At 62.3% G+C, this 20,876-nt stretch carries 22 protein-coding genes; 13 read left to right on the forward strand and 9 right to left on the reverse strand.

All coding sequences use genetic code 11. The features are described 5' to 3' along the window. Nucleotides 1-71: 71 nt before the first annotated feature. From J3456_RS12455 to J3456_RS12475, 5 genes are all read left to right on the forward strand, one after another. Nucleotides 72-944 carry a MurR/RpiR family transcriptional regulator gene (locus J3456_RS12455; RefSeq protein ID WP_349580518.1) on the forward strand — a complete coding sequence of 291 codons (873 nt, stop codon included), beginning with the start codon at nt 72-74 and terminating at the stop codon, nt 942-944. A 134-nt stretch (nt 945-1,078) separates the two neighbouring features. Beyond that, on the forward strand, nt 1,079-2,131 hold the full coding sequence (nadA, locus tag J3456_RS12460) for a quinolinate synthase NadA (RefSeq protein ID WP_349580519.1): 1,053 nt from the start codon (nt 1,079-1,081) through the stop codon (nt 2,129-2,131). 12 nt (nt 2,132-2,143) lie between these two features. Further along, nucleotides 2,144-3,706, forward strand: coding sequence for an L-aspartate oxidase (locus tag J3456_RS12465; protein ID WP_349580520.1), 1,563 nt, complete (start codon nt 2,144-2,146; stop codon nt 3,704-3,706). Beyond that, on the forward strand, nt 3,703-4,548 hold the full coding sequence (nadC, locus tag J3456_RS12470) for a carboxylating nicotinate-nucleotide diphosphorylase (protein ID WP_349580521.1): 846 nt from the start codon (nt 3,703-3,705) through the stop codon (nt 4,546-4,548). The genes J3456_RS12465 and nadC overlap by 4 nt, the downstream gene beginning before the upstream one ends. A 44-nt stretch (nt 4,549-4,592) precedes the next feature. Then, nucleotides 4,593-5,042 carry a GNAT family N-acetyltransferase gene (locus J3456_RS12475; RefSeq protein WP_349580522.1) on the forward strand — a complete coding sequence of 150 codons (450 nt, stop codon included), beginning with the start codon at nt 4,593-4,595 and terminating at the stop codon, nt 5,040-5,042. Here J3456_RS12475 and J3456_RS12480 read toward each other — a convergent pair. The 3 genes from J3456_RS12480 to J3456_RS12490 form a co-directional block, all read right to left on the reverse strand. Next, entirely contained in the window at nt 5,032-6,537 is a 1,506-nt protein-coding gene (locus J3456_RS12480; RefSeq protein ID WP_349580523.1) for a heme biosynthesis protein HemY, read from the reverse strand. The genes J3456_RS12475 and J3456_RS12480 overlap by 11 nt on opposite strands. A gap of 10 nt (nt 6,538-6,547) precedes the next feature. Continuing rightward, a complete protein-coding gene (locus tag J3456_RS12485) occupies nt 6,548-8,128 on the reverse strand; it encodes a hypothetical protein (RefSeq protein ID WP_349580524.1) in 1,581 nt (526 codons plus the stop codon). Nucleotides 8,129-8,199: 71 nt separating this feature from the next. Further along, entirely contained in the window at nt 8,200-8,898 is a 699-nt protein-coding gene (locus tag J3456_RS12490; protein ID WP_349580525.1) for a uroporphyrinogen-III synthase, read from the reverse strand. Between the two features lie 75 nt (nt 8,899-8,973). Between J3456_RS12490 and tsaD the strand changes: the two genes are divergently transcribed. The 4 genes from tsaD to J3456_RS12510 are packed head-to-tail and all read left to right on the forward strand — an operon-like array spanning nt 8,974 to nt 11,720. Then, complete coding sequence (gene tsaD, locus J3456_RS12495) at nt 8,974-10,077, forward strand: tRNA (adenosine(37)-N6)-threonylcarbamoyltransferase complex transferase subunit TsaD (RefSeq protein WP_349580526.1); 1,104 nt, start codon at nt 8,974-8,976, stop codon at nt 10,075-10,077. Beyond that, a complete protein-coding gene (locus J3456_RS12500) occupies nt 10,074-11,027 on the forward strand; it encodes an NAD(P)H-dependent glycerol-3-phosphate dehydrogenase (RefSeq protein ID WP_349580527.1) in 954 nt (317 codons plus the stop codon). The genes tsaD and J3456_RS12500 overlap by 4 nt, the downstream gene beginning before the upstream one ends. Nucleotide 11,028: 1 nt before the next feature. Beyond that, nucleotides 11,029-11,301 carry a YciI family protein gene (locus tag J3456_RS12505; RefSeq protein ID WP_259946823.1) on the forward strand — a complete coding sequence of 91 codons (273 nt, stop codon included), beginning with the start codon at nt 11,029-11,031 and terminating at the stop codon, nt 11,299-11,301. After that, a complete protein-coding gene (locus J3456_RS12510; RefSeq protein ID WP_349580528.1) occupies nt 11,301-11,720 on the forward strand; it encodes an EVE domain-containing protein in 420 nt (139 codons plus the stop codon). The genes J3456_RS12505 and J3456_RS12510 overlap by 1 nt, the downstream gene beginning before the upstream one ends. Nucleotides 11,721-11,988: 268 nt before the next feature. Here the strand turns inward: J3456_RS12510 and J3456_RS12515 are convergent, their stop codons facing one another. The 4 genes from J3456_RS12515 to J3456_RS12530 all read right to left on the reverse strand — a co-directional run bounded on the left by J3456_RS12515 (nt 11,989) and on the right by J3456_RS12530 (nt 15,406). Continuing rightward, on the reverse strand, nt 11,989-12,330 hold the full coding sequence (locus J3456_RS12515) for a DUF2853 family protein (RefSeq protein ID WP_349580529.1): 342 nt from the start codon (nt 12,328-12,330) through the stop codon (nt 11,989-11,991). Between the two features lie 178 nt (nt 12,331-12,508). Further along, a complete protein-coding gene (locus J3456_RS12520; RefSeq protein WP_349580530.1) occupies nt 12,509-13,420 on the reverse strand; it encodes a PRC-barrel domain-containing protein in 912 nt (303 codons plus the stop codon). Between the two features lie 206 nt (nt 13,421-13,626). Further along, nucleotides 13,627-15,018, reverse strand: a complete 1,392-nt coding sequence (gene ahcY, locus J3456_RS12525; protein WP_259946817.1) for an adenosylhomocysteinase — start codon at nt 15,016-15,018, stop codon at nt 13,627-13,629. An 85-nt stretch (nt 15,019-15,103) separates the two neighbouring features. After that, entirely contained in the window at nt 15,104-15,406 is a 303-nt protein-coding gene (locus tag J3456_RS12530; RefSeq protein ID WP_349580531.1) for an S-adenosyl-L-homocysteine hydrolase, read from the reverse strand. 75 nt (nt 15,407-15,481) lie between these two features. Here J3456_RS12530 and J3456_RS12535 point away from each other — a divergent pair, with 75 nt between their 5' ends. Both J3456_RS12535 and J3456_RS12540 read left to right on the forward strand, forming a co-directional pair. Further along, nucleotides 15,482-16,078 (forward strand): HD domain-containing protein, encoded by a 597-nt coding sequence (locus J3456_RS12535; protein ID WP_349580532.1) that lies wholly within the window; start codon nt 15,482-15,484, stop codon nt 16,076-16,078. Beyond that, nucleotides 16,075-16,554 carry a GNAT family N-acetyltransferase gene (locus tag J3456_RS12540; RefSeq protein WP_349580533.1) on the forward strand — a complete coding sequence of 160 codons (480 nt, stop codon included), beginning with the start codon at nt 16,075-16,077 and terminating at the stop codon, nt 16,552-16,554. Before J3456_RS12535 ends, J3456_RS12540 begins: the two co-directional genes overlap by 4 nt. Here J3456_RS12540 and J3456_RS12545 read toward each other — a convergent pair. Both J3456_RS12545 and J3456_RS12550 read right to left on the reverse strand, forming a co-directional pair. Then, entirely contained in the window at nt 16,551-17,099 is a 549-nt protein-coding gene (locus J3456_RS12545) for an ActR/PrrA/RegA family redox response regulator transcription factor (RefSeq protein ID WP_067935816.1), read from the reverse strand. The two genes, J3456_RS12540 and J3456_RS12545, sit on opposite strands and share 4 nt — an antisense overlap. Before the next feature lie 52 nt (nt 17,100-17,151). Next, nucleotides 17,152-17,766, reverse strand: a complete 615-nt coding sequence (locus J3456_RS12550) for an SCO family protein (protein WP_349580534.1) — start codon at nt 17,764-17,766, stop codon at nt 17,152-17,154. Nucleotides 17,767-17,865: 99 nt separating this feature from the next. Here J3456_RS12550 and regB point away from each other — a divergent pair, with 99 nt between their 5' ends. Together regB and J3456_RS12560 are read left to right on the forward strand one after the other, a co-directional pair. Then, nucleotides 17,866-19,257: a sensor histidine kinase RegB gene (gene regB / locus J3456_RS12555; RefSeq protein WP_349580535.1), complete on the forward strand. Its 1,392-nt coding sequence runs from the start codon at nt 17,866-17,868 to the stop codon at nt 19,255-19,257. A gap of 85 nt (nt 19,258-19,342) precedes the next feature. Continuing rightward, complete coding sequence (locus tag J3456_RS12560; RefSeq protein WP_349580536.1) at nt 19,343-20,869, forward strand: PAS-domain containing protein; 1,527 nt, start codon at nt 19,343-19,345, stop codon at nt 20,867-20,869. Nucleotides 20,870-20,876: the final 7 nt, after the last annotated feature.

Below are 20,876 nucleotides of genomic sequence, written 5' to 3' on the forward strand. Positions count from 1 at the left end.
CAACAAAATTATGTCGGATTTATTACACCCTCGCGCAGTTTGTGCTATTACTCGTCAAAAGAGAGGCGCCCATGGCTGAACCGGCACTGACGATTTCTGACCGCATCCAGCAAGAACTGGACCGTTTGACCCGCGCCGAGCGGCAGTTGGCTCATTCGATTCTCGAAAATTACCCGGCCTCCGGACTCGGCCCGCTGACCGCGCTGGCCAAGGACGCCAATGTCTCGACCCCCACCGTGGCTCGGATGGTGCAAAAGCTGGGGTTCAAGGGCTACCCCGAGTTCCAGAACGAGCTGCGCGAGGAACTGAAGGCCAAGGCCAAGAACCCCATCGCCAAACATGACACATGGGCCGAAGGCGCGCCCTCGGGCCATGTGCTCAACCGGTTCACCGACGCGGTGATCGACAACATCCGCCATACCCTCGGCCAGATTGAGCCCGCCACCTTTGATCGGGCCTGCGCCATGATCGCGGACACCAAGCATCCGCTCTACATCGTCGGCGGGCGTATTACACATACGATGGCGGAATATCTGTTCCTGCACGCCCAGATCATCCGCCCGAAAGTGACCCATATCCAATCCACCTCGAACGCTTGGCCGCATTACCTGCTCGACGTGGGCGAAGGCGATGTCTTCGTCATCTTCGACGTGCGCCGCTATGAGAACAACACCCTGAAACTGGCCGAAATGGCCCATGCGCGGGGGGCCAAGATCATCCTCTTTACCGACCAGTGGCGCTCTCCGGTGCATAGCCTTGCCGATATCTGTTTCTCCAGCCGGATCGTCGCGCCCTCGGCTTGGGACAGTGCGGCGGCGACGCTTTTGCTGGTGGAAAGCGTGATCTCGGCCATGCAGGACATCAACTGGGCCGACACCAAAGACCGGGCCGAGCGGCTGGAAGAGATGTTTGATCAGACCCGTTTGTTCCGCAAATTCACCTGATCCACAGAGGCTGATCGCCCTGCCATAAAGGGTATTGGCTTGCCCAAACCCCGCCAGTCGTCTATGGCCAGCACGCCGGGTGTGGTGTCCAGCGCGGTGCCGTGACACGCGCCAAGGCCGGAGGGGGACCGACCATGCGTGATGAAATCTTTTCGCCCAGCGAGCTTGAGCGCCATTATGACCTCGCGCCATCGCCTGCGCTGGCGGCTGAAATGGCCGATATCTTCGCCAAGATGGACCGTGTCGTTTCGCCCCCCGATTGGGCCATTCACGCCCCCTATGTTGCCGCGATCAACAAACTGAAAAAAGAGCGTAACGCGGTCATCCTCGCGCATAACTACATGACGCCTGACATCTACCACGGCATCGCCGATTTCGTGGGCGACAGCCTGCAACTGGCGATCAAGGCGACCGAGGTTGAGGCCGATGTGATCGTGCAATGCGGTGTGCATTTCATGGCCGAGACCTCGAAAATCCTGAACCCGTCAAAAACCGTGCTGATCCCCGACATGGAAGCGGGCTGTTCACTGGCCGAAAGCATCACCGCCGAGGGCGTGGCGCAGATGCGCGCGCAATACCCCGGCGCGCCGGTGGTGACTTACGTGAATACCACAGCCGAGGTGAAAGCCGCGTCGGACATCTGCTGCACCTCCTCCAACGCCGCGCAGATCGTCGCGGCGATGGAGAGCGACACGGTAATCATGACGCCCGACAAATACCTCGCCCAGAACATCGCCAAACAGGTGCCCGAGAAACGCATCGTCTGGTGGGACGGGGCCTGCATCGTGCACGAACGCTATACCGCCAAGGATATCGCCGATTACCGCGAGTGGAACCCCGACACCCGCATCATCGCGCACCCCGAATGCCCGCCCGATGTGGTGGCAGAGGCTGATTTTTCGGGCTCCACCAGCGGCATTCTGGACTATGTGCACCGCGAAAAACCGGCGAAAGCGATGCTGGTCACCGAATGCTCCATGGCGTCGAACATCGCGGATGAGCTGCCCGAAGTCGATTTCGTCGGCCCCTGCAACATGTGCCCCTACATGAAGAAGATCACGCTCGAAAAGGTGCTGTGGTCGCTGCACACCATGTCTGGCGCGGTCGAGGTTGAGGCGGAAGTCTCTGAAAAAGCGCGCGTGGCGGTGCAGCGGATGATCGACCTCTCCCGCGAACTCGGCCTTTAAGGGCCGCGCTCCGTGCAGGACATCACAACCGGCAGGATCATCATCGTCGGGGCCGGTCTGGGCGCGCTTTACGCCGCGCTCTGTCTTGCGCCCCGCCCGGTTTTGCTGATCTCGCCTGACACGCTCGGGTCGGGGGCCAGTTCCGCTTGGGCGCAGGGCGGTGTGGCCGCCGCCATGGCGCAGGCCGACAGCCCAGAGGCACATGCGCTGGATACCATCGCCGCCGGTGCCGGCACGGTAGAGGCGCGCGTCGCGGCGACCGTGACGGAAGAGGCCCGCGCCCATATCCTTGCCCTGACCGACTTTGGCACCGCTTTCGACCGCAGCCCTGATGGCGGCTATGTCATGTCCCGCGAGGCGGCGCATAGTTTCGCGCGGGTCGTGCGGGTGCAGGGCGATCAGGCCGGGGCCGAGATCATGCGCGCCCTGATCGAGCGGGTGCGCAATACCCCGTCGATCCAAGTGCTTGAAGGCGTGCTGGCCCGCGGTTTGGACAGCGATGGCACCAAGGTGACCGGGGTTGAGATCGAATTGGCCCAGTCCGAAGGCTCCGCCCCCGCCCTGCTGCGCGGCGCGGGAGTGTTGCTGGCGGGCGGCGGCTCGGGCGGGCTTTATGCGCTGACGACCAACCCAGCTCGCATTCGCGGGCAGGTGATCGGGATGGCGGCACGGGCAGGCGCGCTCATCGCCGATGCAGAATTCGTGCAGTTCCACCCCACCGCCATCGACTGCGGCGAAGACCCCGCCCCCTTGGCAACTGAAGCCCTGCGCGGTGCCGGTGCGCATCTGATCAACAGCGAGGGGGCGCGGTTCATGACCGAGGTCCACCCGCTCGCCGAACTCGCCCCGCGTGACATCGTGGCCCGCGCGATCTTTGCCCAGACCCAAGCGGGCCTGCGCCCCATGCTCGACACCCGTGCAGCCTTGGGTCCTGCGGTACTGGCCGAGTATCCCGCCGTGGCCGCCGCCTGTGCCCGCAACGGCATTGACCCGGTGATCCAACCGATCCCCGTGGCCGCCGCCGCGCATTACCACATGGGCGGCGTGGCCACGGATGCGCATGGGCGTTCCAGCCTCGCCGGGCTTTGGGTCTGTGGAGAGGCGTCTTCGACCGGGCTGCACGGCGCGAACCGGCTTGCATCGAACGGGCTGCTCGAAGCGCTGGTTTTTGCCCGCCGCGCGGCGCAGGACATGCTTGAGGAATGCAGCACCGGCGACAGCGGAACGGTGACCCTGCCAGACCTGCCCGCAAGCGAAACACCCGATGAGACCCTCGTCGCGCAGTTGCGCCAAACCATGACCGCCCATGTCGGCGTTCTGCGCGATGCGAAAGGGCTGCAACGCGCCCTCGCCACGATTGCGCAGATCGAAGCCGCACAGCCGCACTGTGCACAGCTGCAAAATATGACCGCCACCGCGACGCTGATCACTGCCGCCGCCCTCGCCCGCCGCGAAAGCCGCGGCGCACATTGCCGCACTGATTACCCCGACACGCTCCCCGAGGCCGCGCGCAGTTTTCTGACACTGGCCGAGGCCACCGCATTCCGCTCCAACCCTGAGGAACTTCCCGCATGACCACCGCCCTGCCCGACCTGATCCTTGAGCCGCTGGTCCGCGCCGCGCTGATGGAAGACCTCGGTACCTATGGCGATGTCACCACCCGCAGCGTGATCCCCGAGGGCACGACCTATTCCGCCCGCCTGCGCGCCCGCGCCGAGGGGGTCGTCTCCGGCATGCAGATCGCACGGCTGGCCTTTCATCTCGTCGACCCATCGCTTGAGGTTCGCACGCTAAAAGAAGACGGAAGCACGATCGCCAAAGGCGACACGCTGATGGAGATCGAAGGCTCTGCCGCCGCGATCCTGTCGGCAGAACGTGTGGCGTTGAACTTTGCCGGGCGGCTGTCGGGCATCGCCACCCTCACGGCGGCCTGCGTGGCAGAGACTAAGGGCACCGAGACCCGGATTACCTGCACCCGCAAGACCACGCCGGGGCTGCGGATGGTGGAAAAACAGGCGGTGCTGCATGGCGGGGGGTTCAACCACCGCTTTTCGCTCTCGGATGCGATCCTGATCAAAGACAATCACATCGCGGCAGCCGGGGGCATTCGGCCTGTCTTGCAAGCGGTGAAAAGCAACGCCTCGCATATGATCCGCGTCGAGATCGAAGTGGACACGCTGGCGCAGCTTGAAGAGGTCTTGGACGAAGGCGGCGCAGATGTGGTGCTGCTGGACAATATGGACACGGCGACGCTTCACGAAGCGGTGGAAATGGCCAAGGGCCGCATCGTGCTTGAGGCATCGGGCAACATGACATTGCCGCGCATTGCCGAGGTCGCGGCGACGGGGGTGCACTATATCTCCATGGGCGCGCTCACACATTCTGCGACAACGCTGGACCTTGGGCTGGATTTCTGAACCAACTGGGGCAAAGATCGCGCAGCCAGCGAAGGGAGCCCGCCATGTCCGACCTTACGATCCGAACCGTGAAAGACCATGACCGCACCGATTGGGAGCGGCTCTATCAAGGCTATGCCGAATTCTACAGAGTCGAGCAGACGCCAGAGATGCGCGCGCGGGTCTGGTCTTGGCTGCATGATCCGCTGACAGAGGTCGAAGGGCTGGTCTGCGAAGACGCCGAAGGCCGTGTGATCGGCCTGACCCATTTCCGCCATTTCGCGCGCCCCTTGGCGGCGGCGACGGGCTGCTTCCTCGACGATCTATTCGTGGCACCCGAAGCACGCGGCAGCGGGGCTGCCGACGCGCTGATCGGGGAGGTGAAAAAGATCGCCCAGAAACGCGGCTGGAGCCTCGTGCGCTGGATCACGGCCGAGGATAACTACCGCGGCCGTGGGGTGTATGACAAGCTGGCCACGCGGACCAACTGGGTCACCTACGACATCAAGCTGTAGGATCGGGCGCCTTTTTCGAGGCCTCGGGATTGGTCGGCTCGTCTGGGTCTGTCACCAACTCCGCCTCTTCGATGTCGTCGGTCCGGGTTGTCAGCGCGCCTTCTGGCGGTGTCGTTTCCGGGGCACCGACGATCAGCGGCAGCATCTGCACACCGCTCGGCATGGCGACTTCGGAGAGCGGCGGGGTCTTCCATTCCAATGTGTCAAAGCTTTTGCAGTTCTCACAGATCGGCTTCCATTCGGCGTGGATATGGTGGCAGTTCTCACAAATCCACTGCGGCCCGCGTGAGACATTCAGTGCGCGTGTCAGCCAGCCTTTCACAACCGTATCAGACGCGCCTTCGCCCCGCTCAATCGCGGCCATAAGCGTGACGGATCGCGCGGAAGGGTCGGTCTCAACCAGATTGCCAAGCGCACGACGCGCTTCGGGGAAGTCCTCGTTGGCGATGTGCAATTCGGCCAGCAGCATCTTGGTTTCAGGATGGTCAGGCTGCGATTTGGTCAGCGCGCGGAAACGCTTGATCCGTTGCGGCGGGGTCTCGTCCGGCTGGATCTCGGCAAAGGCGGCGGCGAGATCGGGGTGCGGATGCACGCTCCACGCCTTTTGCAACACTTTCGAGGCATAGCGCGGTTTGTCCTGCGCGATATAGCTGCGCGCGGCCATCACGGCGGCGGGCACCAGATCGGGCGACAGGCGATTGGCTTCGATCGCGGCTTCGCGCGCCTCGATGCTGTTGCCTTCGGCGATAACGTCACGCGCTTCGGAAAGGGCCAGCACCGCGTCGCGGCGTTTGTGCACATCGCGCGGCAGGTGGCCGTTTTTGTACTTAGCCTGCAGGGTGCCGCGCGCACCGGTCCAGTCATGCTTTTCGGCCTGCAACTTCAGCAGCGTATCGCCGGTTTCTTCGTGTTTGGGCTTCAGCGCAAAGGCCTTTTCGGCCAGTTTCAGCGCCGTCTCGGTATCCCCGTCGGCCAGCTTTTGTTTCATGATGCCACGCACGCCGACGAAACGGGTCTTTTCGTCTTCGACCAGCTTGCGATAGGTCCGCTCTGCCTTGCGACGGTCGCCTGCAAGCTCTGCGGCCTGCGCGGTCAGCAGATTGGTCAGCGCCGGGCGTTTGAGATAGCGGTCCGCCTTGGCGGCCTTGGCCATCGCAACCTGACCCTCACCGCTGGCAAGCGCCATCAGCCCGTCCGACAGCGCCTCATAGCCCTTCCGTTCCCGGTTGCGGTCAAAGTAGCGCGACAGGGCGGTCTCATCCCCGTTCAGGAAATGCCAGACCGCCGACAGCAGCGCCACGATCTTGAGCAGCGCCCAAACCGCGAACATCAACAGCAGCACGGCGATCACCGATTGAAGTGGCCCAAGGGTATATTCGGTGCCCGCCACGGTCAGCTGTATGCCGCCCTCGCTTTCCAGTAAGAAGCCCGCACCCCATGCCAAAGCGGCGACGAGCACGACGAACAGAACGATTTTAATTAGAGACCAGAGCATTTTTCGTTCCTCAGTTGGCCGTCAGGCGTTGGGAGAGTTCATTGGCGGCGGTTTCAGCCGCCTGACGCGCGCGGGCATCGGCAAGCCATTCCGCCATCGCGTCCTGCGCAGGGGCGGGCAGCGTTTCGATCTCGGCCAGTGCATCGGTCAAACGGCCATCGCGCACCGCCGCTTCGGCGCGGGAGAGGACAGCATCGGGGTCCGTCCCTTCGCGGGGCGCGACCGAGCGGGCACCAAGCTGCCGTTTCAGGAAGCTGCCAAAGCCGCCTTCGCCTTCTTCCGGCACGGCGGCGCGGGCGGTGGCCAGGGCCTGCCGCGCGGCGTCGGGATAACGCGCCTGTAGATTGGCGAGGGTGACCACACCGCCCGCGGCGGTCTCAGTCAGCGCTTGGGGAATGTTCTCAACCCCGGCTTCATGCAACTCGGCCAGCGCGGCCTCAAAGGGGCGTCCGGCGCTGATCGCGGCGTTCATCTGGGTCAGGCCGGTCTGGGCGCGGGCTGCTTCTGCGGCGGCGGCGGTCGCCTCTTCGGCGGTTTGGGCGTTATCCAGCAGGCTTTCGATTTCGCGGCGCTGCTCAGCCACCGAGGCGCGCAGGGCTTCCATTTCACGTTCAAAGGCCGCGACTGCAATCTCGTTTTCGCCACCGCTTACGGGCTGTTTCTCAACCGTGGCGAGGCGGCTGTCGATCTCGGCCAATTGGCTTTGAAGCGCCGATAATTCTTCGCGTGCGGCGGTCAACTCTGCGCTGATCGCGTCGACCTGCGGCAGGCTTTCTGGCAGGGCCGCAGGCTCATCAGCGCGGGCTTCCAACTCAGCGATGCGGGCCTGCTGCGCTTCGATCGCGTTTTGCAATTCCGCAGCCCCCTGCGCGCGGGAGCCAAGAACGTCGTATTCTGATGCGGCAAACCCCAGTCCGGCAGCAATGGCCCCACCGAGCAGCATGGGGAAAAACACGCTCCGCTTGCGCTCTTTCTGAACGGGCGCGGGGGTCGGCGTCGGGGTTGGCTTGGGGGTCGTAGCGCTTGGCTTTTCGGTCTTTGTTGCCGCGGGCTTCGATGTGCTGTCACCCGGCTTAGACGCGGCTGCCGATGCGCGCGAGGGCGCGGGATCGGTCGTTGGTTTGTCTTGGGAAACCGGTTTGTCCTTAGGCGCAACGCCGCTGGACGTTGGTTTGGTATCATCCTTAGCCGAGGGCGTCTTTGGCGTCGTATCTTTGGCGGTAGAGGTGCTCTCCGCCTTAGCGGGTGCCTTATCATCACGCTTGACCGCGTCTCTTGCGGCGGTCGGCTTCGCCGTGGCTTTCTCCGCTGCGGGCGCAGTGTCCGTTACTGGCGCAGTGCTGGTTGTTTTGCCCGGCTCGGGTTTGCCCAAGTCTGTTTTCCCGGGCTCGGCTTTCGCTGCATCCGGTTTGACATCTTCGGTCTTCGGCGCGTCGGGCTTCACCGTGTCCGTACCCTTGGCATCGGTCTCGGATGGCTTCGGCGCGTCAGCTTTCTCCGCCGCTACTGCCTTATCCGCCTGAGGGGGCGTCTGTTCGGCCGTGGTCTTGTCCGCTTCGCTTTTGCTGACCGTCTTTTTGGGTTTTGCCACGCCGTACGCCTTTCGATTCTGAACCTATCATCCGCTCGCAGTGGCGAGCTTACCCGGCATACCAATGCCCCTCAAGGCAAGGTGGTGCAGCGGAAAAGTTTTTCAACGGCCTCCGCCATGGCTTCGCCAGTGGGTTCCGCAGCGACATCATGCGCATAGAGCGGCAGAGCTTCAAGCGCCTGCGCGGCGGCGGGGCTGATCGACAGGGCGATGACCCGCTCTGTGCAACTGGCCTCGCGGGCGAAATGCTGTGCACTGCGGGGGGAAAAGAGCGGCACGATGACAGGATTTGGCCCGTTTAAAAGGGTTTGCGCCGCGGCGGAGAGCGGCAAAAGGTTCTGTTCATAGACCGTTGCGACGTCAACGGTCAGACCCGAAGCGCCCAAAATTGCGGCAACATCCGCCCGCCGATGGCGTCCGGCAAGGTGCAAGAGCGGGGCAATCTGCGGCTGCCCCGAGAGGGTCGCGATCAGCGCTTGGGCATCCAGCCCGGCCATCTGCGCCCGCCAGCCCGCTTTCGCCGCCGCCGCCGTGGTCTGCGGGCCGACACAAAAGGCAGGCCGCCCGTCCCCCTTTGGCGCATGGGCCACACCATTGGCCGAGGTAAAGATCACCCCGGCGAAGGGCGCGAGATCGACCCCTACACCGGTCGGGGCAATCTCGATCAGGGGGGAAATCACCGCCCCGTCCCGCAACGCGGGCGAGAGCCGATCCAGAAACTGCGCGGCACCGGGATGTGGACGTGTCAGAAGCAATCTTGGCTGTGGCATCACAAGGCTCCGGCATTGTTTGCGCGTGATAGCGGTGTTACCTGCGGTACAGGTGCCTTGCAACGGAAAGCCCCCATGCCCTCTACCCAGCCTCAGACCCGCTTGATCCTTGGTTTGGAAAGCAGTTGCGACGATACCGCTGCCGCCGTGGTGCGTATGGGCGCGGATGGGCGCGGCACGGTGCTGGCTTCGGTTGTGGCCGGCCAGACCGAGCTGCACGCCGATTTTGGCGGCGTCGTCCCCGAGATCGCCGCCCGCGCCCATGCGGAAAAGCTGGATCACTGTGTCGAAGAGGCATTGGCCGAGGCTGGGATCGGCCTGCCGCAGATCGATGCCATCGCCGTCACTGCGGGGCCGGGGCTGATCGGCGGGGTTGTCTCAGGCGTGATGTGTGCCAAGGGGCTTTCGGCGGCGACGGGCAAACCGCTTTATGGGGTGAACCATCTGGCGGGCCACGCCCTGACGCCGCGGCTGACCGATGATGTACCCTATCCCTATCTGATGCTGCTGGTGTCGGGTGGGCATTGCCAGTTCCTGCTGGTGCGCGGGCCGGAGAGTTTTGACCGCCTTGGCGGCACCATTGATGACGCGCCGGGCGAAGCCTTTGACAAGGTTGCGCGCCTGTTGGGTCTGCCGCAGCCCGGGGGGCCTTCGATTGAGAAATGCGCGCAGGAGGGCGAGCCCACGCGCTTCGCCCTGCCGCGTCCGCTGTTGGATCGCGACGGCTGCGACATGTCTTTTTCGGGCCTGAAAACCGCCGTGCTGCGCGCCCGCGACAAATGCGTGGCAGAGCGTGGCGGGCTGACCCGGCAAGATCAGGCGGATCTGGCGGCAGGGTTTCAAGCTGCCGTGGTCGATGTGCTCGCACATAAGACGCGCCGCGCCTTTTCCGAGTATCCGGCAGAGGGCGCGCGGGGCCTTTGTGTGGCGGGCGGGGTGGCGGCAAACAAGTCCATCCGTGCCGCGTTAGAGACTGTTGCAGAGGAACAGCAGGCGCGTTTCGTCGCCCCGCCGCTGGCGCTTTGCACCGATAACGCCGCGATGATCGCCTTCGCTGCTGGAGAGCAAGCCGCCCTGCGCGAGGCCGATGATCTGACGCTCTCGGCCCGCCCGCGCTGGCCGCTGGATACCGCACGGCCTTCGATGCTGGGCAGTGGCAAGAAGGGGGCCAAGGCATGAGTGTATCTGTTCTGGGCGCCGGTGCATTCGGCACGGCGCTGGCCATTTCGCTGGCGGGCAAAGGGCCGGTGACGCTCTGGGCGCGCGATGCGGGGGATATGGCCGAGCGCCGTGAAAATGCCAAACGCCTGCCGGGGTGCCCTTTCCCTGATACGCTTACCGTGACCGATAGCCTTGAGCAAGCGAGCGCGGCCGAGATCCTGTTGCTCGCCGTGCCGATGCAGCGGCTGCGGAGTGTCTTGGAAGACCACAAAGACGCGCTTCACGGGAAACATCTGGTGGCCTGCTGCAAGGGGATCGAACTCAGCAGCGGCGTCGGGCCGGTGAGCGTGATCTCCCAGACCATCCCCGATGCGACGGCAGCGATCCTTACGGGGCCTAGCTTTGCCGCCGATATCGCACGAGGCCTGCCCACCGCGCTGACTTTAGCCTGTGCTGATGCGAAGGCGGGCAAATACCTGCAAGCGGAACTGACCACGGCGAACCTGCGCCTTTACCGCACCACGGATACCATCGGCGCGGAACTGGGCGGGGCGCTGAAAAACGTTGTCGCCATCGCCAGCGGGGCCGCGATTGGGGCGGGTCTGGGGGAAAGCGCGCGGGCCGCCCTGATGACGCGCGGCTATGCCGAAATGCAGCGGCTTGCCGCGCATCTGAAGGCGGAGCCGACAACGCTGGCCGGGCTTTCGGGCTTTGGCGATCTGACGCTGACCTGCACGTCGGAGCAATCGCGCAACTACCGGCTGGGGCAGTCGCTTGGCCAAGGCACGCCGTTCGACCCGTCGACCACGGTCGAGGGTGCCGCCACCGCGCGCGCTGTGGATGCGCTGGCCCGCGAGGCCGCGCTCGATATGCCGATCACCCGCGCAGTTGCCGGGCTACTCGACAACCAGTTAGATGTGGCTGGCGCCATGAAATCACTACTGACCCGACCCCTAAAGGAAGAATGATATGTTTGTTGCCTTGATCGCCCATGACAAAGCCGATGGCCTGCCGATCCGTCAGGAAAACCGGCCCGACCATTTGGCCTATCTCAAGTCCAGCGATGCCGTGGCCCAAGCTGGCCCGCTGCTGAATGCCGAAGGCGGCATGATCGGCTCGCTTATTATTTTGGACGTAGCGGATATGGCCGCAGCCGAGGATTGGGCCGCGAATGACCCCTATGCCAAGGCCGGTCTGTTCCAAAGCGTGACCCTGACCCATTGGAACCGGGTGATCGGCTAATGGCCTATTGGTTGTTCAAATCCGAACCCGCAACATGGAGCTGGGCCGACCAGAAGGCCAAAGGCGACGCGGGCGAGGAATGGGACGGCGTGCGCAACTATCAAGCACGCAACTTCATGCGCGAGATGAAGGTCGGCGATCTGGGGTTCTTCTACCACTCGCAAAAGGACCGGGAGATCGTCGGCATCGTCGAAGTCTGCGCCGAAGCGCATCCCGACAGCAGCACCGATGACCCGCGTTGGGAATGTGTGGATATCAAAGCGGTGCGGTCGTTCAGACTGCCTGTGACACTGGATACGATCAAGGCCGACCCACGGCTGGAGGATATGGTGCTGGTGAAAAACTCCCGCCTATCGGTGCAACCTGTAACCGAAGCGGAATGGGACCTCATCTGCGCTTTGGGCAAGACTGCGCCCTAGGGTCGGGCCCTAAGACCGGCCAAAAACTAACGGTTGGGAAACGAAAAAGGGTTCCGGCACCCCGCCAGAACCCTTCTCACCCCATGTGCTCCCAAAACCACCACACATGTTCTTTAAACTCTTATCAGCGCATCAAGCCGATAAAAGAGTGATAGCAGAAGTCATTGAATTTCTCAACTTTCTACTGTGTCAAAGCCCCATCAAAAACGAAACGCGCGCTTAACCAAGCGCGCGTCCGAGGTAAGGTTTTGGTAAGTCTTTCCGGCGATCAGCCGTAGACGGACTCTTTGCCGAAATGTTTGACCAGCATGTAATAGACCACGGCGCGGTACTTGTTCCGCTCTGACCGGCCATAGGTTTCAATCACTTTCTGGATGCCGCCCATGAGGTGCTCATCATCCGGCAGGCCGAGTTTCTTAATGAGGAAGTTATCCTTTACGGTGTTCAATTCAGCCGTATCGCTGGCAGACACCGTTTGCGCGTCGGCGTTGTAGATCGACGGACCGCAACCGATGGTCACCTTGGTCAAAAGGTCCATATCCGGGTCCATGCCGCATTTGTTCTTCAGGTCCTCGGCGTATTTCGCGATCCATTCGTCACGCTTGCCCATAAAATTCTCTCCAACAGTAACTTCGGCTTCAGGGGTTCCTGAAACCGGAGCCTAAGGCCATAACCCTGTTTTGCAAAAGATTTATTTCGCGACCCCGGCTGGCTGCCCCCGTCGACCACGCCCGCATACGCAAAGAGGCGCCCGATAGGGCGCCTCTGAGTTCGATATCGCGGGTCGCTTAGGATGCGTCGTCAAGACGGACGTCGTCTTCGAGACCTTCGATTGCATCTTCATCAACTTCCGGCTGGGCTTCCAGCTCGGCTTTGGTCCAAGAGCTCAGCTTCAGGTCGTTTTCGGCGGCCATGGAGATTTCCTCAAGCGGCACGGCGACGGTGTGTTCGCCAAGGCCAAGGAAGCCACCCACACCAACGACAGCGGCATAGCCAGCATCAGTCTTGATCACATAGTCGATGTCACCGATGGTATCCCCATCCGCTTCGACGACGGTCAGGCCGACCAGATCACCCACAACCATACCGGAGAAGGCATTGCTCATGCCGGTGTCGGTGCGTGTGACGTCTGTTTCCATGTTCGCTTCGGTGTCCGAAGCGACATTCTCTTCCAGATCGGTTTCGGCTTCGCCTTCGATCTCGGCAGTCATTTCGCTGTCGATATCGGCGTCTTCATCGGCTGCCAGATCGGTGTCTGTCTCTGTTGTGACAGTGCCGCTGGTGTCGGTGCTCAGGGTCGAATTCGACTCTGAATCTGCGTTCCCGGCCAGATCGGCTTCGGCATCCGTCAACGGGGTCACGCCATCGGTTTCGGCGGTCAGCTCCGCTTCGTTGTCGACTTCGGTGTCACCGTCGAATCCCGCGCTCTCAGTCGGGGCGGTCAGAATTTCGTCGGTTTTGTTGGCGTCGTTGGTTCCATCGTAGTCGTCGGAATTCTCACGTGACATCTCAGCGGTTTGCTCGGCCTGTTTCTCAACAGTGGCGGTCAAATCGTTGGCGGTGTTGCTCACGCTCTCACCCGAGATTGTGGCCTCGGCCTCTGCTGCTGCACCGGCTTCGGTGTCGGCAGTCTGAGCGAATGCGGTGCCCGCAGTCAGTGCAAGGGCGGCGACGGTGGATTTCAGGAATGTACGTTTCATCTTCGATACTCCTTTTCAGTGGTCTGGGGAAGAAACACCGCCCGGGTGACTATGTTCCGCCCGCCATTTGCTACCGGCAGATATGTGCTTGAATCCGCCGATGGGCCGCATTTCCTTAGGAGTTTCAGAACTTTAATACAAAAACGCCGCCCCGACGGTCTGCGGGGCGGCGTTGAAACCTTACCAAAGAGGGAACTCTTTGCGGCTTAGTAGCGGTAATGCTCGGGCTTGAACGGGCCTTCAGGCGTTACACCGATATAGGCGGCCTGCTCGGGGTTCAGTTTTGAGAGCTTCACGCCGATCCGATCCAAGTGCAGGCGGGCGACTTTCTCATCCAAATGCTTGGGCAGGATATAAACGTCGTTGCCGTATTTGTCGGTGTTCTCCCACAGTTCGATCTGCGCCAAGACTTGGTTGGTAAAGGAGGCGGACATCACGAAGGACGGGTGCCCGGTGGCATTGCCAAGGTTCAGCAGACGGCCTTCGGAGAGCAGGATCAGACGATTGCCGTTCGGCATCTCGATCATGTCCACCTGTTCTTTAATGTTGGTCCATTTATGGTTCTTCAGTGCGGCAACTTGGATTTCATTATCGAAGTGGCCGATGTTGCCAACAATCGCCATGTCCTTCATCTCGCGCATATGCTCGATGCGGATCACGTCTTTGTTGCCAGTGGTGGTGATGAAGATATCGGCGGTGCCGACAACATCTTCCAGCAGCACGACTTCGAAACCGTCCATCGCGGCTTGCAGCGCGCAGATCGGGTCGACCTCGGTCACCTTCACGCGGGCACCTGCACCGCGCAGAGACGCGGCAGACCCTTTGCCCACATCGCCATAGCCCATCACAACAGCGACCTTACCGGCCATCATCGTGTCGGTGGCGCGGCGGATACCGTCGACGAGGCTTTCTTTACAGCCATATTTGTTGTCGAACTTCGACTTGGTGACAGAGTCGTTCACATTGATCGCGGGGAAGGGCAATTGGCCCTGCTTCACCAGATCATAGAGACGGTGCACGCCGGTGGTGGTCTCCTCGGATACACCTTTGATCTGGTCGCGCATCTTGGTGAACCAGCCGGGGCTTTCGGCCATACGCTTTTTGATCTGAGCGAAAATCGCTTCTTCTTCCTCGGACTTGGGAACGGAGATCAGCTCGTCTTCGCCATTCTCAACCCGTGCACCGAGCAGGATATAGAGCGTCGCATCGCCGCCATCGTCGAGGATCAGGTTCGGGCCGTCGGGGAACATGAAGGATTTGTCGAGGTAATCCCAATGCTCAACCAGCGACTGGCCTTTAATTGCGAAGACCGGAACGCCCGCTTCGGCGATGGCCGCCGCGGCGTGGTCTTGGGTGGAGAAAATGTTGCAAGACGCCCAACGCACATCGGCGCCAAGCGCGACCAGCGTCTCGATCAAAACGGCGGTCTGGATGGTCATATGCAGCGAGCCAACGATCCGCGAGCCTTTCAACGGCTTGCTCTCACCGTATTCGTCGCGCAGCGCCATCAGGCCCGGCATCTCGGTCTCGGCGATGTCCAACTCTTTGCGCCCGTAGGCCGCCAGATTGATATCCTTAACAATATAGTCGTGGGCCATGCGGCGCTCCTGTTTGAAGTGTTGGAGGGCGGTTAGCACCTTCGCCGCGAATTCTCAATGTGAATGGGGAATGACCCCCGCAGGGTCAACGCTGAAGAGCGGCCAATTGCTTATCGCCCGAAAGACCCGCCATCCAGTCATCGCCTTGGGCTAGCACACAGGCATTGCCGTCGGCCAATGTCTTGACCAAGGTCCATGTGCCCGATTGATCCGATGCCCAGAGTTGGCTGTTGTCGTCCCGCTGACCCGGCACAGGCTTTTCGCCGTACCAATCGATCAGAGCCGACTTCATTTCCTTGGCGGGCATGCAGACTTCTTCTGCCTGCGCCGCACCGGCGAGGGTGGCCAAGGTAACTGCAAGTATCGTACCGGAAAAAACGGGTTTCATGATTATCTCCTTCGTGGGATGAACAGGTTTGACAGGGATTTGTTCCCAAGGATCACGAGGTAAGGACTCCGGCGGATGGCGCAGAAACCACGTGCATGGCAAAGGATGCTGTCAGGTCGACGGCTTGATCTGCTCGACCCCACCCCGGTGGATGTCGAGATCGAAGACATCGCCCACGGTCTGGCCTTTGTCGCGCGGTGGAACGGGCAGACGCGGGGAGACTATGCCTATTCGGTGGCCGAACACTCCCTTCTGGTGGAAACGATATTTGCCCGGATCGCCCCCTGTGCGCCTGCGAAATGGCGCTTGGCCGCGCTGCTGCATGATGCGCCTGAATATGTGATCGGGGACATGATCTCGCCCGTGAAGGCTGCAGTGGGGCCGGATTATCGCGCGCTGGATGACCGGCTGACCACCGCCGTGCATGTCCGGTTTGGCCTGCCGGCCAGTTTGCCGGTGCGCGTCAAGCAACAGATCAAAAAGGCGGATCGCGTCAGTGCTTGGATGGAGGCCAGCCAGATCGCAGGCTTTTCCGAAACCGAGGCGACGCGCTTTTTTGGCCGCCCCGACGCGGCGCTGATGGAGGGGCTGAGCATCCTGCTGCGCCCACCGGTCGAGGTACGGGCAGAGTTTACCCAACGCCATGAGGCGCTGCTGCGCGAGATGGCGTGATTCATGTCCGCCGTGCCGGGGCGCTTGATACCCGCGCCTTGGCCGACTTGCTGAACGCGATTATCGCCAAGGGCGGCACCACCGCCATGGTCACCCCCGTCACCCCGCGCGAGTTCCAAGGTTGGATGGCCGCGCCCGACAGCGCATGGCATCTGGCCGAAGACGGGCGGGGAGAAATCAAAGGCTTTCAGTACATCGAGCCCCACCCAGATCTGCCCGAAGGCGGTGTGGATGTCGCGACCTTTGTGCGGGTGGGCGAGACGGGGTTCGGCATTGGCTCGGCGCTGTTCGAACAGACGAAGACTGCCGCGCGCGACCTCGGCTATGCCCATATCCACGCGATTATCCGCACCGACAATCTGGGTGGCTTGGCCTATTACCAAAGCCGCGGGTTCGAGGATTTCCGCCGCCTGCCCGATTGCACGCTGGCCGATGGCACCCGCGTCGATAAAATCTGGAAACGGTTAGAGCTTTAGCGCGGCGAGCGTTTTGCCAGGATGCGCTGCAAGGTGCGCCGATGCATGTTCAGCCGCCGCGCGGTTTCCGAGACGTTGCGATCGCAAAGCTCATAGACCCGTTGGATATGCTCCCACCGCACGCGGTCCGCACTCATCGGGTTCTCCGGCGGCTCGGGCAGATCGCCTCCGGTTGCCAAAAGCGCATTCACGATGTCATTCGCGTCAGCCGGTTTTGAGAGGTAGTCCGTGGCCCCTGATTTCACCGCGGCAACCGCCGTGGCAATCGCGCCATAGCCCGTCAGCACGACAACCCGCGCATCGGCACGTTTGTCACGCAGCACTTCCACAACATCAAGGCCGTTGCCATCCTGAAGCCGCAGGTCAACCACGGCAAAGGCCGGGGGGCGTGCCGTGGCGATGGCCTTGCCCGCCGCGACAGAGCCTGCGGTTTCCACCTCAAAGCCGCGTTTCTCCATCGCCTTGGCCAAGCGGCGCAGAAACGGCTCATCGTCATCGACCAAAAGCAAGCTGCGGTCTGGGCCTAAGTCGGAAATATCCTGCATCAACGTCCCCTCTCCAAGGCTAATATGGGGCGGCTATCGCGGCGGGTCAATTTCAGCTTTGATCGATGAAGCAACCAATGCTGTCGGCCATCTGCTCGGGCCGGACCTCGCGGCGGAAAAAGTCGACGACGCCTTCCTCGGGCATGACCAGATAGCTGAAGGTCGAGTGATCGACGAGGTATTCGCCATTCTCATCTGCCGGGTGGGCCTTGTAGTAGGTGCGGTAAGCTTGGCTGGCTGCTTTGACTTGTTCCGGCGAGCCGGTCAGCCCCACCATGCGCGGGTGCATCACCTCGGCAAAGTCACCGACCACTTCGGGTGTGTCGCGTGCCGGGTCGACGGTGATGAAAACCGGCGTGATACTTTGGCCGCGCTCATCTAGGATTTCGGTGGCGGCGGCGTTGCGGTCCACGTCCAGCGGGCAGACATCGGGGCAAGAGGTATAGCCGAAATAGAGCAAAGCAGGCTCGGTGATGACATCGGCATCGGTGACGGTTTCGCCCGCGCCATTGACCAATTCGAACGGACCGCCAATATCGCCCCCCGCCACTTGGCTTGACCGGCAAGAGGCATAGGCATCATCTTCGCCGCGCAGCACCATAAAGGCCGTGCCCGCTAGAAATACCGCTGCAACCCCAACCGCACCAAATGCAATCATCTGTTTCATGTCAGTCCTTTGCGCCGATGGCCGCTCTTGATCGTGTTTCGCCGCAGATCTACGCTAGATCGCAGGTGATGCAAGACGCAATAAAGTGATGGGGCTAAGATGACGCAGGCAAATATTCGGCCCCTCGACGGGCGCACCCGCGCCAGTTGGATCCGGCTGCGCACGATGATCCTGCTGCGCTGGTTCGCCATCGCCGGACAGTTGACCGCCGTCACCGTGGCGCAATGGGCGCTTGGGCTGCAACTGGCCTTTGGTCTGTGTTATCTGACCATCGGTGCCTCGGTGGTCGGCAACCTCGTCGCGGCCTTTGTCTTTCCACAGAACAAACGCCTGTCCGAGCGCGAAAACCTAGCCATGGTTCTGTTTGACCTGCTGCAACTGACCGCCCTGCTGGGGCTGACCGGGGGGCTGCACAATCCCTTTGCGCTGCTGCTGCTGGCCCCGGTAACGATCTCGGCCACCGCACTCAGCCTGCGTTCGACACTGGTTTTGGGCGCTACCGCGATTGTCGCGGCTTCGGTGCTGGCGCTGTGGCATCTGCCGCTTGTCACTCAGTCGGGCGATGTGCTGCGCCAGCCCGGCATTTTTGTCTTTGGCCATTGGGCAGCGCTGCTGATCGCCATCGTTTTCACCAGCGCCTATTCGCGGCGCGTCACGACCGAGGTCCACTCCATGGCCGATGCGCTCTCAGCCACGCAGATGGTGCTGGCACGGGAGCAGAAACTGTCGGACCTCAGCGGTGTTGTCGCCGCTGCCGCCCATGAATTGGGTACGCCCCTAGCCACCATCAAACTGGCCAGCACCGAACTGCTGGGTGACCTCGAAGACCGGCCCGATCTGGCCGAAGACGCCGCGTTGATCCGCGATCAGGCTGACCGGTGTCGCGATATCCTGCGCGATATGGGCCGCATTGGGAAAGACGATCTGCATATGCAACGCGCGCAACTTACCGCCGTGGTGAAAGAGGCCGCCGAGCCACATCTGGAGCGCGGCAAGACGGTGATGTTCTCTGACAACCCGATGGCCCGAGATCACGCGCGCCCCCCCACCATCCCGCGCAAACCCGAGATCATTCACGGGCTGCGCAATCTGGTGCAGAACGCGGTGGATTTTGCCGAGAGCACGGTTTGGATCGAAACCGAATGGTCCGCCGAGGATATCTCGGTGCGCATCATCGACAACGGGCCGGGCTTTCCGCCGCAGCATCTGGGGCGGATCGGCGACCCCTTCCTGCGCCGCCGTAGCGGCACGGCAAGCGAGACGGCGCGCCCTGAATATGAGGGCATGGGGCTGGGGCTTTTCATCGCCAAGACCTTCCTCGAACGGTCCGGCGCGCGGCTGCGGTTTGCCAATGGGTCAGACAGCGGTTGGCTGCGCGGGTTGCCGCCCGCAGGCAGCGGTGCGGTGGTCGAAGTCGTCTGGCCGCGCCGCCTGCTGGACCTTGGCCCCGATGATACCGTGATGGGCGAGAACCAGCGCCTGACGGCTTGAAAGGGGGAACTATGCTTTTGTTAACCCGCCGTTAACCTTTGGCTCTCAAGATAGGGCGTCGCATTTGCCGAAAGGGGTATCCGTCATGGCATTGCCAGACGTTATCATCGTGCTTGCCGCCGCTTTCACCACCGCTCTGGCCGCCATTTGGTGGCTTAGCACAGCAACGGGCCGCCCCGCTGCGGCACCGCCCGGCATTGACGATATGAGCCTGCTTTTCGAAGACGGCGAATTGATCCACGGCTCCGACAGCGCGCTGACCCGCTTTGCCCTCGCCCCCGGCCACCACCAGTGGGAGGACATCCGCGAAGCGCTGCTGTCGCGGTTTCCTGAATTTCCCCGCACGGCCCGGCACGGGGCCACCGGCAAACTGACCCTCACGGCAGAAGATGGCGACAGCCCCTCGGAACTTCGCATCACATGGCGGGACGCGCTATGTTGGCTGCACCTGCCCCAGACCCGCGCGGCCGAAGAGATCACGCAAGAGACGTTCCAAAAACTCGCCGCGCTGCGTCGGGCCAGCGAAACCAGCCCCAACCCCGCATGGCAGACTAATGCCGCAGGCCGCATCATCTGGCACAACCGGGCTTACGGGGCCCTGAAACGCAAGGCTCCGGCCGATCCTGAATGCGGCGGCGCCGCATTGTTCAGCACGCCCTCGCCCGAACATCCCAACCGCGTATGCCTGCGCTGCGGCGACGGGGACAAACCCGATTGGTACGCGCTGACCACCACGACAGAAGACAATGTGCAGGTCTATCACGCCACCTGCATCAATGCCGTGGTCGCCGCCGAAGAGGCGCAGCGCAACTTCGTTCAAACCCTTGCCAAGACCTTTGCGCATCTGTCCATCGGGCTGGCGATTTTTGACCGCAACGGGCAATTGGCCCTGTTCAACCCTGCCCTGGTTGACCTGACCGCCCTGCCCGCCCCTTTTCTCAGCGCCCGACCGACGATGGTGTCCTTTTTCGATCAGCTGCGCGAAAGCCGCCGCATGCCGGAACCGAAGCACTACAAGAATTGGCGTCAAGAGATTGCAGAGGTCATCGCCGCCGCAACCGATGGGCGCTATCAAGAGACATGGTCGCTTGAGAACGGTCAAACCTATAGCATCCGTGGCCGGCCCCACCCCGACGGGGCTACCGCTTTCCTGATCGAAGACATCACCGCCGAAGTCACCCTGACCCGCAATTTCCGCGCTGAGCTTGAGCAAAGCCAAAGCCTGCTGGACAAGCTCGAAGATGGCTTCGCCGTCTTCTCCGCCTCAGGCGTGCTGACCTTTTGCAACGCCGCCTATCGCGACCAATGGAAACAAGACCCCGACAAAAGCTTTGCCGAGATTACCATCAACGACGCGATCCGCGTCTGGCAAAAGATGTCGGCCGCCAATCCGCTTTGGTCCGACGTGGCCGAGTTTGTCATGGGCAGAGGGGACCGCGCGGGTTGGAGCATGCCCGTCGCTCCGCTCCACGGCGGGGCCCTCACTTGTGAGATTTCGGCCATCGCTTCCGGCGCGACGCTTTTGCGCTTTCGCCCGACCCCGGTTGGAACGGCCCGCCCGGACCGCAGCGCCATGCCTTCGGCATGTGACCGGCGGCAACCCTCCAACTAGGGCATTC

This window comes from Sulfitobacter sp. NFXS29 (assembly GCF_040148765.1).
Classification (GTDB): Bacteria; Pseudomonadota; Alphaproteobacteria; order Rhodobacterales; family Rhodobacteraceae; genus Sulfitobacter.